Below are 14,073 nucleotides of genomic sequence, written 5' to 3'. Positions count from 1 at the left end.
ATGCGAAAAAAGAACGCGACCGGGCGGTTGCACTGGTCGCGTTCTTCAGATCGAACGTCGCACCGGCCTGGGTGCGGCGCGGCCGGGTGTCACTCGCCGAGGTAGGCGGCGCGCACCTTGGGATCGTTGAGCAGCTGGTCGGCCGGGCCCGTCATCGTGATCTCGCCCGAATCCATCACATAGCCGCGGTTGGCCAGTTGCAGCGCGCGGCTGGCGTTCTGCTCCACCAGCAGGATGGTCACGCCCTGCTTGTGGATGTCGTTCACGACCTCGAAGATCTTGTCGACCATGATGGGCGACAGACCCATCGACGGCTCGTCGAGCAGCAGCAGCTTGGGGCGGGCCATCAGCGCGCGGCCCATGGCGAGCATCTGCTGTTCGCCGCCCGACATGGTGCCGGCGAGCTGGTTGCGCCGCTCCTTCAGACGCGGGAAGAGCGAGAACACGCGCTCGATGTCGGCCTCGATCTCCTTGTCGTTGCGCGTGTAGGCGCCCATCAGGAGGTTCTCGGTGATGGTCATGCGCGTGAAGGTGCCCCGCCCTTCCGGCACCATGACCAGGCCGCGCTGCACCAGCTCCCACGCGCCCTTGCCGCGGGTGGACTCGCCCATGTATTCGACGGTGCCGTCGGCCACGGGTTGCGTGGCGGTGATGGCCTTCAGCGTGGTCGTCTTGCCGGCGCCGTTGGCGCCGATGAGGCTCACCAGCTCGCCCTGCTTGACTTCGAGCGACACGCCCTTGACGGCCTGGATGCCCCCGTAGGCCACGCGCAGGCCGGCGATCTTCAGAATGGTTTGGCTCATTTGCGTCGTTGCTCCGCTGCCTGACCTCAATGGGGCTTGTGGCCCGCGCCCAGGTAGGCCTCGATGACCTTCTCGTTGCGCTGCACGTCGGCGGGCGTGCCCTCGGCGATCTGCTTGCCGTAGTCGAGCACCGTGACGCGGTCGCACAGGCCCATCACGAGCTTGACGTCGTGCTCGATCAGCAAGATCGTGCGGCCGTCGTTGCGGATGCGGTCGATCAGCTCGCGCAGCACCACCTTTTCGGTGGCGTTCATGCCCGCGGCCGGCTCGTCGAGCGCGATCAGCTTGGGGTCGGTGGCCAGTGCCCGCGCGATCTCCAGGCGGCGCTGGTCCCCGTAGCTGAGCGTGCGGGCCTTGTAGTCGGCGTACTTGCCGATGCCCACGTAGTCGAGCAGTTGTTGGGCGCGGTCGCGGATCTGGCGCTCCTCCTCGACGAACTTCTTGGTGCGGAAGATCGCACCCATCAGGCCCGACTGCGTGCGGGTGTGGCGCCCCACCATCACGTTCTCGATGGCCGTCATGTCGGCGAAGAGCCGGATGTTCTGGAACGTGCGCGCGATGCCGGCCTTGGCGACCTCGTGCACGGCCTGCGGCTTGTAGGGCTTGCCGTCCAGCTCGAAGCTGCCGGAGTCGGGCGTGTACAAACCGGTGATGACGTTGAAGAAGGTCGTCTTGCCGGCGCCGTTGGGGCCGATCAGGCCGTAGACCTGGCCGCGGCGGATCTCGATGCCGACGTCGGAGAGCGCCTGCAGGCCGCCGAAGCGCTTGGAGACGCCGCTGACTTTCAGGATGATGTCACTGGTGCTCATGTCGATGCGTCTCCCTCACTTGGCGGCCGGCTGCGGCGCAGCCTTGCCATGCTCCGGCGCCGGCCACAGGCCGCGCGGACGCAGCAGCATCACGATGATCATGGCCAGCGCGATCAGCAGCTGACGCAAGATGGCGGCATCCAGGCGGCCGTCGGTGGCCGCCTGCAGGGGGCCTGCGACGTAGCGCAGCACCTCCGGCAAAGCAGCGAGCAGCAGCGCCCCGAGCACCACGCCGGGCAGGTGGCCCAGGCCGCCCAGCACGACCATCGCGACGATCATGATGGACTCCATCAGGCTGAAGGACTCGGGCGAGATGAAGCCCTGGAACGCCGCGAACATGGAGCCGGCCACACCGCCGAAGGTCGCGCCCATCGCGAAGGCGAGCAGCTTCATGTTGCGCACGTTGATGCCCATGGCCTTGGCCGCGGTGTCGTCCTCGCGGATCGCCATCCAGGCGCGGCCGATGCGCGAGTTCTCCAGGCGGTGGCAGATCACGATGCTGAACAGCACCAACGCCAGGAACAGGTAGTAGTACAGCACCACCGGCGGAATGCGGTAGTCGCCGATGGTCAACGCCTCGCCGAAGTTGAAGCCGAAGATGCGCATCGAGTCGATGCCGCTGATTCCGCGCGGGCCGTTGGTGATGTTGACCGGGTGCTCCATGTTGTTCATGAAGACGCGGATGATCTCGCCGAAGCCCAGCGTCACGATGGCCAGGTAGTCGCCGCGCAGGCGCAGCACCGGGGTGCCGAGCAGCACGCCGGCGATCGCAGCCAGGCCGGCGGCCAGGGGCACCACGACCCAGATGGGCGTGTGCAGGCCGTTGGGGAAGGTCTGCGCGATCCACTGGAAGTTGTCCCACAGGTGCGGCGAGGCCAGCAGCGCGAACATGTAGGCGCCCACCGCGTAGAACGCGACGTAGCCCAAGTCCAGCAGGCCGGCGTAGCCCACCACGATGTTCAGGCCCAGGGCCAGCATCACGTACAGCAGGGCCAGGTCGATGATGCGCACCCAGCCTTGGCCGAAGTACAGCGCCACGTGCGGCAGCACGGCCAGCACGACGCCGATCAGCACGAACAGCAGCAGCTTGTTTTTCTGCGACATGGAAGTGTCTCCCTGCGGCGTCAGGCGCGGTCGGCCACGCGTTCACCCAGCAAGCCGGACGGACGCAAGGTCAGGACCAGGATCAGGACGATGAAGGCGAAGATGTCGGCGTAGTGGCTGCCGAGCACGCCGCCGGTCAGCGCGCCGAGGTAGCCGGAGCCGATGGCTTCGATCAGGCCGAGCAGCACGCCGCCCACCATCGCGCCGGTGAGGTTGCCGATGCCGCCGAACACCGCGGCGGTGAAGGCCTTGAGGCCGGGCAGGAAGCCCATGGTGTGCTGGACGGTGCCGTAATTGGCGGCCCACATGATGCCGGCCACGGCGGCGAGCGCGGCGCCGATGACGAAGGTGGCGGAGATCACCATGTCGGGGCGCACGCCCATCAGGCTGGCAACGCGGGGGTTCTCGGCGGTGGCGCGCATCGCGCGCCCGAGCTTGGTCTTGTTCACCAGCCACAGCAGGCCCAGCAGGATCACCGCGGTGCTCACCAGGATCAGCAGCTGCGTGACCGTGATGACCGCGCCGCCGATCGGAATGACCTCGGTGGGCAGCAGCAGCGGATAGGGCTTGGGATTGGGCTTCCAGATGATCATCGCCAGCGTCTGGAGCAGGATGGACATGCCGATCGCGGTGATCAGCGGCGCCAGGCGCGGCGCGCTGCGCAGCGGTCGATACGCGATCTTCTCGATCGAGTAGTTCAGCGCGGCGCACACGACGATGGCGGCGACGAGCGAGATCAGCATCATCAGCCAGCCCGGCATGCCCGGCGACACTTCCTGCAGGAAGGTGACGACGGTCCAGCTGGTCATGGCCCCCACCATCAGCACCTCGCCGTGGGCGAAGTTGATCAGGCTGATGATGCCGTAGACCATCGTGTAGCCCAGTGCCACGAGCGCATACATGCTCCCGAGCACCAGACCATTGATGATCTGTTGGAGGAAGATTTCCATCAGGCGGTCTCCGACGAACGTTGAGTGCGGCGCCACAGCAAGAGCCAGGCCGCACCGCTTCGGTGCGGGTCGACCGCGTTGGGGGCGTCAGCGACTCTAGTTGCTAAAAGCACGCCGGCCACGAGGGATGTACCCATCCCTGCGGAGGCCGGCGTCAAAGTGGCGCGGATTGTAGCGAAGCCGCTGGTGGTGAAATCTTCGGGGTTTTCCCTTCTTAACCCGAAGATCCCACAAGGCATCCGAAAAACTAGCGTTTTTTGCGCGATTGTTCGTTTCTTACACGCAACTCTTCGAGTTTTTCTCCGATCCGGATTTCGAGCCCCCGGGGCGCGGGGTGGTAGAAGCGCGGCTGTGGCTCCATGCCCTCAGGGAAGTACCGCTCCCCGGCGGCGAAGGCGTCTTCCTCGTCGTGCGCGTAGCGGTAGTCGCGGCCGTAGTCGAGGTCCTTCATGAGCTTGGTGGGCGCATTGCGCAGGTGCAGCGGCACCGGGCGCGTGCCGTCCTTCTTCACGAAGGCCCGCGCCTCGTTGTAGGCCTGGTACACCGCGTTGGACTTCGGCGCGACGGCCAGATAGACGACCGCTTCGGCCAGGGCGAGTTCGCCCTCGGGCGAGCCGAGGCGCTCGTAGGTCTCGGCGGCGTCGAGGGCAAGGCGCAGCGCCCGGGGGTCGGCGAGCCCGATGTCCTCCGTGGCCATGCGGATCAGTCGGCGCGAGACATAGCGCGGATCGACGCCGCCGTCGAGCATGCGCACGAACCAGTACAGCGCGGCATCCGGGTCGGAGCCTCGCACCGCCTTGTGCAGCGCCGAGATCGTGTCGTAGAACTGCTCGCCCCCCTTGTCGTAACGGCGCAGCTGCTCGCCCAGCGAGCGTTCGAGCAGCGGCTCGTCGAGCACGGGCGCCTGCGCGCGCCGCGCCATGCGCACGAGGTTCTCGTACGTGTTGAGCAACCGGCGCGCGTCGCCGTCGGCATAGGCGATCAGCCGGCGGCGCGCCCCCTCGTCGAGCGGGGGGGCCTCCAGCAGCACGCGGGCGCGCTCGAGCAGTTCGGCCAGGTCGTCTTCGCCCAGGGCCTTGAGCACGTGAACCGTCGCTCGTGACAGCAAGGCGGAATTGACCTCGAACGACGGGTTCTCGGTGGTCGCGCCGATGAAGGTGAAGAGACCCGATTCGACGTGCGGCAGGAAGGCGTCCTGCTGTGCCTTGTTGAAGCGGTGCACTTCGTCGACGAAGACGATGGTGCGCCGGCCCTGGGCGCGCGCCATCTGAGCCTGCTCGACGGCCTCCCGGATGTCTTTGACGCCGCCGAGGACGGCCGAGATCTGGATGAACTGCGCCTCGAAGGCATCGGCCATCAGCCGGGCGAGCGTCGTCTTGCCCACCCCCGGCGGCCCCCAGAGGATCATGGAATGCGGCTCACCCGACTCGAAAGCGGCGCGCAGGGGCATGCCGGGGCCGAGCAGGTGCGCTTGTCCGATCACCTCGTCCACCGTGCGTGGCCGCAGGCGCTCGGCCAGAGGCGCCGAGGGGGGCCGGGGGTCGTCGAAGAGATCGCCCATCGTGATGGAAGTCCTGGAGTACGATGTTACCTGTCAGGCGAATTCCTACGTGCGCTCCAGCGCGGCTCGACTGTCCCGGCAACACCGCCGTCCCTACAGTGCGCAGGTCCGATTCTCCCTGCGCATGAGCTCGACCCCCCTCACCCCTCCTGCCGGCGTCGCGGCGTTGTACCGCGAAGTGTGGCGCCATGCCCAGGGCGTGCGCCTTCGCTGGGCCGGCGCGATGCTGCTGCTCGTCGTCTCTCAACTGCTCAAGCTGAGCGTGCCGTGGTTCACGGCCCAGGCGATCAACAGCCTGCAGGCCGGCGGACCGCAGGCCGAAGACGCCCTGAAAGCCGCATGGTGGATCGCGGCGATCATCGGTGTGTATGTCGCGGCGTGGGCGCTTCACGGCCCGGGGCGGGTGCTCGAACGCTCGGTGGGCGTGCGCGTGCGGCGCAGCGTGTCGGATGCCCTGTACGGCAAGCTGATGCGCGCGCCGCTCGCGTGGCACGACAGGCATCATTCGGGCGAGGTGCAGCACCGGGTGGGCCAGGCCAGCCAAGCGCTGTTCGACTTCGCGCAGAACCAGTTCATCTACCTGCAAAACGCCGTCAACCTGCTGGGGCCGGTGATCGCTTTGACCCTGCTGTCCGGCAGCACCGGGGCGGCGGCCATGGTGGGCTACCTGGTCATCGCGTTCGTGATCGTGCGCTTCGACCGCTCGCTGATGCGGCTGGCCACCCAGGAGAACGACGCCGGCCGCCGCTACGCCGCGGGCCTGCTCGATTTCGTCGGGAACGTCTCGACGCTGATGAGCCTGCGGCTGCAGCAGGCGTCGCGGCGCCTGCTCGACGGCCGGCTCCAGCAGGTGTTCGTGCCGCTCAAGCGGATGATCGTGCTCACCGAGTGGAAGTGGTGCGCGGTGGACCTGCTCACGCTCGCGCTGACCTGGGGGCTGGTGGTCTTCTTCGCCTGGCGCACGACGAGTGCGGGGGGCGCCTTGCTGATCGGCAGCTTGTTCATGATTTACCAGTACGCCCAGCAAGCCGGCGGCGTGGTCGGCTCGATCGCTGCCAACTATCAGAACTTCGCTCGCATCAAGACCGACTATGCGAGCGCGGAGCCGATCTGGCAGGCCCCCGAACGCGCCGACGCCGGCCCTCCGATCGACCCGCAATGGCAGCGCATCGTGCTGGCCGGCGTGAGCTACCAGCACGCGGGCGAGGACGCGCGCCGCGGCGGGTTGCAGCAGGTGAGCTTCAGCATCGGGCGCGGCGAGCGCATCGCGCTGGTCGGGCCGAGCGGCGCGGGCAAGAGCACGCTGTTGCGGGTGCTGGCCGGCTTGTACGACGCGCAGCAGGGGCACTACGAGGTGGACGGCGTCGCCCCGCTCGGCCTCAAGCACCTGGGCGGCGTGGCGACGCTCATTCCCCAGGAGGCGGAGGTCTTCGAGGCCACTGTGCGTGAGAACCTCACGTTCGGCGAGCCCGTGGCGCCCCAGGCCCTCCACGAGGCCGTGCACGTCAGTGCCTTCGACGCCGTGCTCGAACACATGCCGCTGGGCCTCGACACCCCCATCTCGGAGCGCGGCTTCAATCTCTCCGGCGGACAGCGGCAGCGCCTGGCGTTGGCACGTGGCGTCCTGGCCGCGCGGGGCAGCTCGCTGTTGCTGTTGGACGAGCCCACCAGCGCGCTCGACCCGGTGACCGAGCGGCAGGTGCACGAACGCCTGTCACAGGCCTTCCCCGATGCGGCCGTCGTCGCGAGCGTGCACCGCATGGGGCTGCTGGCCCACTTCGACAAGGTGGTGCTGATGGCCGGGGGCCGGGTGGTGGACGTCGGCACCCCCGACGAACTGGCCGAACGGCAACCGGTGTTCGCCCAGATGTTGCACGGCCCGGACCTGGACGACGAGGGACCGACGGACGGCACCCTCGCGGCGTGACGCCCAGGGGCGTGCGTTCCAGGCGGGTCCGCACCACGCCAGCCTGCGGTAGCGGGTGTGTGCCGGCGAACGGGCACCCGGCCGGCCAGGCGGGCGGCGATCAAGCCCCGACGACCGTGAGACGGCCCCCTCAGAAACGGTATCTCACGCCGGCGGAGTACATGTCCACGTTCTCGCGCCCGTCGGCGAACCGATAGCGGGTGCGGTCCCACTCCAGCACGGCGGCCCAGTTGCGGGTGATGTTGAACGCCACCCCCGCGCCGTAGCTCAGGCCGAACTCGTTCTCGCTGCCGGTGCGCACGCCCGTGCCGAACGCGGCGCTGCTGTCCGTCCACCCGTAGGTGGTGCCGACCTTGCCGAACACGTCGACCGCCTGGCCGACCGGCACGTTGCCCACCAGGCTCAGATTGAGGCCCTGCGCGCGGAGGCTGCCCCCGTGGCGGTCGGATTCGCCGAGGTACGCGTAGCCGACTTCGACCCCGAAGTACGGGCTGAACATGCCGCCCACGTAGATCTTGCCGGCCCAGTCGCGCCGATCGCAGTCGAAGCCGGGCGTGCAGGGTCCACCGTAGTCGGACTGGCCCACGTTCACACCGAAGTAGCCGTTGGTCGTGTACGGAATCCACGACGTGCCCCCCGCACGCATGCCGCTGCCTTGCTGTGCATGGGCCCCGAAGGCAGCCGCGGTGCAAGCGGCCAGGGCGAGGGTTCGCCACATGGGACGGAATCGTTTCATGTACTGCTCCTGTCGATTGGTCACATGCCCGCTTTCCCGGCTGGCAAGCGGCGTGCCGCCGGCCCCGGGGTCGTCAGGCGAGCGACCGCGCGAGCAGCAAGGCCCGCCTCTGAGCACGGGCCGCCCGAGCCGGAGCGTCCTTTCAGGTGCGCAGGCCCTCGTCGCGCGAGGCGGCCCGGCGCCCCAGCATCGGCGGCAGGGGCACCGCGGTGCCTGGGGGCCGAGGCACGCGTGCGCCGACGGCGACGCTGACCGCGCCCAGCCCCAGGCGCTGGCGGAAGTACGCGACCGTCTCCTTGAGACCGTCTTCCAGGGGGACGCGCGGCTCCCAGTGCAACAGCCGCTTGGCCCGGGAGATGTCGGGGCACCGGCGCTTGGGATCGTCCGCGGGCAGGGGCTTGTGCACGAGCTTGGAGCGGCTGCGGGTCAGGCGCAGCACGAGTTCGGCCAGCTCGAGGATCGTGCTTTCGCGCGGATTGCCCAAGTTGAGCGGCCCTTCCACGTCGGAGTCCATCAGGCGCAGGATGCCGTCGACGAGGTCGTCCACGTAGCAGAAGCTGCGCGTCTGCTGCCCTTCGCCGTAGATGGTGATGTCATCCCCTCGCAGGGCCTGCACGATGAAGTTGCTGACCACCCGCCCGTCGCCCGGCTGCATCCGTGGGCCGTAGGTGTTGAAGATCCTCGCGATGCGCACGGGCGTGCCGTACTGGCGGTGGTAGGCGAAGCACATGGTCTCGGCGCAGCGCTTGCCCTCGTCGTAGCACGAGCGGGGGCCGAGCATGTTGACGTGGCCTCGGTAGCTCTCGACCTGCGGGTGCACCTCCGGGTCCCCGTAGACCTCGCTCGTGGAGGACTGAAAGAGCCGGGCACCGCAGCGCCGCGCCTCCTCGAGCATGTGATGCACGCCGAGCGCGCTGGACAGCGTGGTGTGCACGGGATCGCGCTGGTAGTGCTCGGGGCTCGCGGGGCACGCGAAGTTGAAGATGCCGTCGGCGTCCAAAAGCAGCGGGCGGATCACGTCGTGCACCGTCAGCGTGAAGCGGCGATGGCCACGCAGGTGGGCGATGTTGTCGGGCGATCCGGTGGAGAAGTTGTCGAGCACTCGGATGCGGTGCCCGGCTTCGATCAGTCGGTCGACCAGGTGGCTGCCCAGGAAGCCGGCGCCCCCGGCCACGATGACGTCGCGAGGATCCATCATGAGCGCTCGTTGGTGTGTGGTGGTACCGCGCCACTGAGCAAGCGGTGTGCCTCGCGGCCCGCCTGCTGTTCGTCGAGGCCCGCGCGAACCCTCACGCGACCGCGATGCCCGCCTGGCGCAAGCGGTCGCCGATGGCCAGGTTCAGGTCGCTCTGCAGTTGTTGCCGGTGGATGGCCTGCGGGTGGAACCACACGTGCAGCTCGAAGCCGGTGGAGCCACCGCCCAGCGACAGCAGGAGGACACGCGGCGGCGGATCGCGCAGGACCTGCGGGTGGTCCGCGGCGGCGGCCAGCAAGAGCTGCTCGACTTCGCGGATGCCCGCCGTGGGAGCGACGTTGATGGGCACTCGCAGGCGGATCTCGCGTTCGAGGTAGAGCTGGTTGATGACGTTGTCGGTGATGAACTTCTGATTGGGCACCAGGATGGCGACGTTGTCGTTCGTCACGACCGTCGTGCGCCGCGCGCCGATCTCGCGCACCACGCCCTCGACGCCGGCGAGTTCCACCCGGTCGCCGACCTTGATGGGCCGCTCGAGCATGATGATGAGGCCGCTGATGAAGTTGCTGAAAAGGTTCTGCAACCCGAAGCCGATGCCCACGCCCAAGGCACCGGCCACCACGCTGAAGGCGGTGAGGTTGATGCCGGCGTTCTGCAACACGACGACCAGACCGATCACCAGCACGGCGTAGCGGGTGACGGCGCCGATGGACTGGCGCGTGCCCTCGTCCATCTGGAAGCGGCGAAGGGCGCGCCGCTCGATGAAGTGCCGCACCCAGCCGGCTGCCAGGAACAGCAGCACCAGCGCGGCGACCAGCTTCACGACCGACAGCGCCGTGAAAGAAGCGCCTCCCACGGTGAAGAGGTGGATGTCCAAACTTTGTAACGTTCTCGTCCAGCTGTAGTCGGGCATGCCAAGGGCCTTCGATCGGGCGCATGCTGAAGCACCCTTCATGCCGAGAAGCGCGCGGCGATGCCGCCCGGGCACTGTTCTTGCTCTTCCGGCTTCGCTCTCATACACCCACAGGGGGGTCGACCGTGCGCATCGCCTATGTCACCGAAACCTATCCGCCGGAGCTCAACGGCGTGGCGCTGACGGTGCAGCGGACGGTCGACTACCTGCGCTCGTGCGGGCACGAGGTCGAGCTCGTGCGGCCTCGTCAGCCGCACGAGCCCGCCCGGTGCACCGGGGACGAATGGCGCACCTTCGGCCTGCCCATTCCCATGTACCGGGACCTGCGCTTCGGTGTGGCCTGGACGCGCTCGCTGCGTCAGCGTTGGTTGCGCCTGCGCCCGCAGCTCGTCCACGTGGCCACGCCCGGCCCTCTGGGGTGGGCCGCGGTGCAGGCCGCAGCGCAGTTGCGGATCCCCGCCACCAGCGACTTCCGCACGAATTTCCATCAATACAGTCACTATTACGGGCTGGGATGGTGCGAACCGCTGGTTTGCGCCTACCTGCGACGGCTGCACAACGCGACGCGGCGCACGTTCGTGCCGACGCACTCGGTGCGCCGCGAGTTGGCGGCGCGGCGTTTCGAGCGGTTGGTGGTGGTGGGACGCGGGGTGGACACGCAGCACTTCTCCCCCGAGCATCGAAGCGCCGCCTTGCGCCACGAATGGGGGGCCGACGACCGCACGCCGGTGGTGCTGTACGTGGGCCGGCTGGCGGCCGAGAAGAACGTGGACCTCGCGTTGGGGGCCTTTGCCGCGATGCAGCGGCAGCGTCCCGAGGCGCGCATGGTGGTGGTGGGTGACGGCCCGATGCGTGCGCGCTGGGAGCGCGAGTTTCCGCAGGTTCGGTTCGTCGGGGTGAAGCGCGGGGACGACCTCGCCCGTCACTATGCCAGCGCCGACATCTTCCTCTTCCCGAGCCTGAGCGACACCTTCGGAAACGTGGTGCTGGAGGCGATGGCCTCGGGCCTGGCCGTCCTCGCGTTCGACGCGGGCGCGGCCGGCGAGCACATCGAGGACTGCGAGAGCGGCCTTCTGGTACGCCCGAAAGACGCGGCCGGCTTCGTGGGCGCCGCGTGCTCGCTGGCCGACCCCTGGACCGACCTGCGCGAGATGAGGGCCGCGGCGCGCCGTGTGGCGCTCACGCTGGGATGGCCCGCGGTGCTCGGGCGTTTCGAGTCCCACCTGCTGGATGCTGCCGATGCGGTGGAAATTGCGCCTGCCCGCACTGCCTGGTCGGTTTGACGTGCTGCCCCCCGGGGCTGCGCCATCTTCCGATCGCGACGACGCTGCGAGGGCCGCGCCGAGCGCCCGGTCGGGGCCGGCCCCCCGGACGTGGCTGGAGCACGACCTCGCCTGGACGCGCCGGCTCCACCGTGCGGTGGAGATCCGCGGCGCGCTGATGCTGTTCGCCGTCGTCAGCCGCGTGAGCGACGGACTGCTGTGGTATGCCACGATGGCGGTGCTGCCGCTCGTCGGCGGCAGCCGCGGATGGGCCTGTTCGCTGCGCATGATGGTGCTCGGCGTGCTGGACCTGCTGCTGTACCTGGGCCTGAAGCGCTGGGCATGCCGGCCGCGGCCCTTCGCGGCCTGCGCCGACATCCGCGCCTGTGCCCGCGCGCTCGACCAGTTCAGCTTTCCCTCCGGGCACACCCTGCACGCGGTGGCGTTCTCGATCGTGCTGATCGAGTACTACTCCTGGCTGGCCTGGGTGCTGGTGCCGTTGACCGTGCTCATCGCCCTGTCGAGGGTGGTGCTGGGCCTGCACTACCCGAGCGACGTGCTGGCCGGCGCCCTGATCGGCGCGCTCATGGCTGGCGGGGTGCTCGCTCTGTTCTGAAGGCGGGGGCCGAAGGCGCCTGGTGGTAGGTCATCGGCGCGGTCGGGACGTCGAGGCTGCCCTGCCACTGCCTGACGAAGTCCGCCACCGTGTACGCGCGGCGGTACTGCAGGTGCCACGCGAGCAGGCGCTGCCAGGAGCGACGGATGATGGGGTAGTCCGCGTCGTGAGGATGCAGTTCGAACCGCACGAGCATCTGCGCGTCCTGCCCGGCGTGGTGCAGCGCGCGGTTCCACATGAGCGATGTGGCGCGCCGCCACCGCGCCCGGGTCGAGTACACGATGCTCTGGCTCGTGAGCATGTGCCGGCGCGGCAAGGCGTACAGGCGCCGCAAGGTGGCGGTGTACGTCAGCGGCAGGAGGGCCAGGGCCTCCCAGGTGCCCGGGCTCATCAGCCAGGCCGGGGCAACGAAGCCGTAGAGGGGCCAGCGGTTCTCCTGGAACCAGCGGGCCCCGGCCAGCAGGCGCCCAGCCGCATCGTCCGCCCGCAGCGAGGCGAACTCGCCCTCACCGGCGGTGTACCAACGGCGGCGCAGCGCGTCCACCACCCCGCTCGGCCGGCCGTCGTCGAGGTGCGTGTAGCCGTGCAAGGCGAGTTCGTCGCCGCACTCGCAACGGCGCGTGAGCAGGTCCTCGAAAGCGGGATCGCGCGGGGCGCCGTGATAGCGGGGCACCGCGAGCAAGGTCATCGGCACGGGGGCGACCTCGCCGACCGCATCGATCACGCGCTGGCACGCGGCCCAGGTGACGGGCGAGACGTCGTGCAACACCACGCACAGACTCGGCTCCATCATGCCTGTGTCCCCGGAGCGCATGACAGGGGCGCCTCGGCCGATGCCTGCCCGAGGCCCAGGAGCCGGCGATAGCGGGCCCACAAGCCAGGGAACACGGCGCCCCAGTCGTAACCCTCCGCGCGCGCCCGGGCGGCGGCCGCCAGCCCCGCCCGATCGCGCTCGAAGCAGGCGGCGATCGCTTCGGCATAGGCCTGCGCGTCGCCCCGGTGGACCGGCTGGCCCACCGCTTCGTCCACCAGCTCGGCCATGCCGGCGCAGTCCCGGGCCACGACGGGCACTCCGCAGGCCATGGCCTCCAGCGGCGCGAGGCCGAAGGTCTCCTGGTCGCCCGCATGCACGTAGAGGTCGGCACTGGCCAGCACGCGGGCCAGGCGCAGGGGATCGTGCTCGAAGCGCCGCACGATGACCCGCTCGCCGCGCGGCGGCGTCGGCCCCGCGCCGAGGGCCAGCAGCACGTAGGGAGGACCGAGCCGCGCCACCGCGGCACTGAGCACGTCCAAGTGCTTCTCGGGGGCGAATCGGCCGGTGTAGACGAGCAAGCGGCAATGTCCGGGCAGCGCCAGCGAGGCGCGCCACACCGCGTCGTGCCGGCGGGGATGGAAGACTTGGGTGTCCACGCCGAGCGGCTGGCGTTCGACCCGCGCCACGCCGAGCTCGGCCAGCCGCGCGCGCATCGACTCGCTCGGCGCCAGCACGAGGTCGAAACGTCGGTACAGGCGGGCCATGTAGGCGCGGGCGGGCCGCCGGGCCCATCCGCCCAGCAGTTGAGCCGCGAAGGCCTCCAGGTTGGAGTGGCAGAACGCGATGCAGGGCACCTGCAAAGCCCGCGCAGCGTCCACCACCGCCCATGCGAGGCGGTAAGGGTCGCCGGCTTCGAGCACGTCGGGGCGGGCCGCCTCGAGGAGCCGGGCACACTGCCTGCGGTCCCAGGGCATCCGATAGCCGTGGGAAAACGGCAGCGGCGGTCCCGGGACGCGCAGCATGTGCTCGGTATCGACCACCGGCGCCGCGATGGTGTGGCGCCAATCGGTGTGGCGGTGCAGCCATTGACGCTTGGCCTGGATGTAGCGACGCACCCCACCGCTCGTGGCACTCCAGAACATCGTCGCGTCGAGCAAATGGGCAGGCATCGGTTCTCTTCGGGAAAGGCGCGGCGTGAAGCGGGAACTCGCGCCCGACATCGGGGGGCGCGCGGGCCGTTCCGAACTGCCCTTCGCGTGCGGTGTGCGAGCCCTTTGCCTAGTGTGTCGCTTCGTCTTCAAACGTGACTGAATCATCACTGTCGTCAGGGAGGCAAGACACGTGCCCGGGATTTGCTGGGAGGGGGCGTCGTGGCGCGGGCACGCCAACTGCCCCGTGAGGGTGTCGCCCGCCTCCGTGCGGGCCCATCTGTGCCAGAAAGGA

General features: G+C 69.1%; 13 protein-coding genes. 3 read left to right on the top strand and 10 right to left on the bottom strand.

Annotated features, from left to right (window positions below; translation table 11 throughout):
- Positions 1–89 precede the first annotated feature (89 nt).
- The 5 genes from OMP39_RS04675 to OMP39_RS04655 all read right to left on the bottom strand — a co-directional run bounded on the left by OMP39_RS04675 (position 90) and on the right by OMP39_RS04655 (position 5,227).
- A complete protein-coding gene (locus OMP39_RS04675) occupies positions 90–803 on the bottom strand; it encodes an ABC transporter ATP-binding protein (protein ID WP_264893631.1) in 714 nt (237 codons plus the stop codon).
- Between the two features lie 26 nt (positions 804–829).
- Positions 830–1,612: an ABC transporter ATP-binding protein gene (locus OMP39_RS04670; protein WP_264893630.1), complete on the bottom strand. Its 783-nt coding sequence runs from the start codon at positions 1,610–1,612 to the stop codon at positions 830–832.
- A 15-nt stretch (positions 1,613–1,627) separates the two neighbouring features.
- A complete protein-coding gene (locus tag OMP39_RS04665) occupies positions 1,628–2,716 on the bottom strand; it encodes an ABC transporter permease subunit (RefSeq protein ID WP_264893629.1) in 1,089 nt (362 codons plus the stop codon).
- A gap of 20 nt (positions 2,717–2,736) precedes the next feature.
- Positions 2,737–3,666, bottom strand: coding sequence for a branched-chain amino acid ABC transporter permease (locus OMP39_RS04660; protein ID WP_264893628.1), 930 nt, complete (start codon positions 3,664–3,666; stop codon positions 2,737–2,739).
- A gap of 247 nt (positions 3,667–3,913) precedes the next feature.
- Entirely contained in the window at positions 3,914–5,227 is a 1,314-nt protein-coding gene (locus tag OMP39_RS04655; RefSeq protein ID WP_264893627.1) for a replication-associated recombination protein A, read from the bottom strand.
- Positions 5,228–5,351: 124 nt separating this feature from the next.
- On the opposite strand from OMP39_RS04655, the gene OMP39_RS04650 reads away from it, so the two are divergent.
- Complete coding sequence (locus OMP39_RS04650; protein ID WP_264893626.1) at positions 5,352–7,154, top strand: ABC transporter ATP-binding protein; 1,803 nt, start codon at positions 5,352–5,354, stop codon at positions 7,152–7,154.
- A 130-nt stretch (positions 7,155–7,284) separates the two neighbouring features.
- On the opposite strand, the gene OMP39_RS04645 is transcribed toward OMP39_RS04650, so the two are convergent.
- From OMP39_RS04645 to OMP39_RS04635, 3 genes are all read right to left on the bottom strand, one after another.
- A complete protein-coding gene (locus tag OMP39_RS04645) occupies positions 7,285–7,890 on the bottom strand; it encodes an outer membrane beta-barrel protein (protein ID WP_264893625.1) in 606 nt (201 codons plus the stop codon).
- 142 nt (positions 7,891–8,032) lie between these two features.
- Entirely contained in the window at positions 8,033–9,085 is a 1,053-nt protein-coding gene (locus OMP39_RS04640) for a UDP-glucuronic acid decarboxylase family protein (protein WP_264894440.1), read from the bottom strand.
- 94 nt (positions 9,086–9,179) lie between these two features.
- Positions 9,180–9,998 (bottom strand): mechanosensitive ion channel family protein, encoded by an 819-nt coding sequence (locus OMP39_RS04635; protein WP_264893624.1) that lies wholly within the window; start codon positions 9,996–9,998, stop codon positions 9,180–9,182.
- Between the two features lie 125 nt (positions 9,999–10,123).
- Between OMP39_RS04635 and OMP39_RS04630 the strand changes: the two genes are divergently transcribed.
- Both OMP39_RS04630 and OMP39_RS04625 read left to right on the top strand, forming a co-directional pair.
- Positions 10,124–11,281: a glycosyltransferase family 4 protein gene (locus OMP39_RS04630; protein ID WP_264893623.1), complete on the top strand. Its 1,158-nt coding sequence runs from the start codon at positions 10,124–10,126 to the stop codon at positions 11,279–11,281.
- Positions 11,238–11,876 carry a phosphatase PAP2 family protein gene (locus OMP39_RS04625; RefSeq protein ID WP_264893622.1) on the top strand — a complete coding sequence of 213 codons (639 nt, stop codon included), beginning with the start codon at positions 11,238–11,240 and terminating at the stop codon, positions 11,874–11,876. Before OMP39_RS04630 ends, OMP39_RS04625 begins: the two co-directional genes overlap by 44 nt.
- Here OMP39_RS04625 and OMP39_RS04620 read toward each other — a convergent pair.
- Positions 11,845–12,669 (bottom strand): polysaccharide deacetylase family protein, encoded by an 825-nt coding sequence (locus OMP39_RS04620; protein WP_264893621.1) that lies wholly within the window; start codon positions 12,667–12,669, stop codon positions 11,845–11,847. The two genes, OMP39_RS04625 and OMP39_RS04620, sit on opposite strands and share 32 nt — an antisense overlap.
- Positions 12,666–13,799 (bottom strand): glycosyltransferase, encoded by a 1,134-nt coding sequence (locus tag OMP39_RS04615; RefSeq protein ID WP_264893620.1) that lies wholly within the window; start codon positions 13,797–13,799, stop codon positions 12,666–12,668. The genes OMP39_RS04620 and OMP39_RS04615 overlap by 4 nt, the downstream gene beginning before the upstream one ends.
- Positions 13,800–14,073 lie beyond the last annotated feature (274 nt).

The sequence above is a fragment of the Schlegelella aquatica genome (assembly GCF_026013905.1).
Lineage (GTDB): Bacteria > Pseudomonadota > Gammaproteobacteria > Burkholderiales > Burkholderiaceae_C > Caldimonas > Caldimonas aquatica.
The sequence above is the reverse complement of the archived record's forward strand: the minus strand, read 5'-3'. Positions and strand labels throughout refer to the sequence as shown.

Excerpts from the sequence above, each read along its gene's own strand:
- OMP39_RS04670 (WP_264893630.1), bottom strand. The coding sequence starts at position 1,612 with ATGAGCACCAGTGACATCATCCTGAAAGTCAGCGGCGTCTCCAAGCGC.
- OMP39_RS04675 (WP_264893631.1), bottom strand. The coding sequence starts at position 803 with ATGAGCCAAACCATTCTGAAGATCGCCGGCCTGCGCGTGGCCTACGGG.
- OMP39_RS04645 (WP_264893625.1), bottom strand. The coding sequence starts at position 7,890 with ATGAAACGATTCCGTCCCATGTGGCGAACCCTCGCCCTGGCCGCTTGC.
- OMP39_RS04620 (WP_264893621.1), bottom strand. The coding sequence starts at position 12,669 with ATGATGGAGCCGAGTCTGTGCGTGGTGTTGCACGACGTCTCGCCCGTC.
- OMP39_RS04660 (WP_264893628.1), bottom strand. The coding sequence starts at position 3,666 with ATGGAAATCTTCCTCCAACAGATCATCAATGGTCTGGTGCTCGGGAGC.
- OMP39_RS04640 (WP_264894440.1), bottom strand. The coding sequence starts at position 9,085 with ATGGATCCTCGCGACGTCATCGTGGCCGGGGGCGCCGGCTTCCTGGGC.
- OMP39_RS04665 (WP_264893629.1), bottom strand. The coding sequence starts at position 2,716 with ATGTCGCAGAAAAACAAGCTGCTGCTGTTCGTGCTGATCGGCGTCGTG.
- OMP39_RS04625 (WP_264893622.1), top strand. The coding sequence starts at position 11,238 with ATGCGGTGGAAATTGCGCCTGCCCGCACTGCCTGGTCGGTTTGACGTG.
- OMP39_RS04655 (WP_264893627.1), bottom strand. The coding sequence starts at position 5,227 with ATGGGCGATCTCTTCGACGACCCCCGGCCCCCCTCGGCGCCTCTGGCC.
- OMP39_RS04635 (WP_264893624.1), bottom strand. The coding sequence starts at position 9,998 with ATGCCCGACTACAGCTGGACGAGAACGTTACAAAGTTTGGACATCCAC.
- OMP39_RS04650 (WP_264893626.1), top strand. The coding sequence starts at position 5,352 with ATGAGCTCGACCCCCCTCACCCCTCCTGCCGGCGTCGCGGCGTTGTAC.
- OMP39_RS04615 (WP_264893620.1), bottom strand. The coding sequence starts at position 13,799 with ATGCCTGCCCATTTGCTCGACGCGACGATGTTCTGGAGTGCCACGAGC.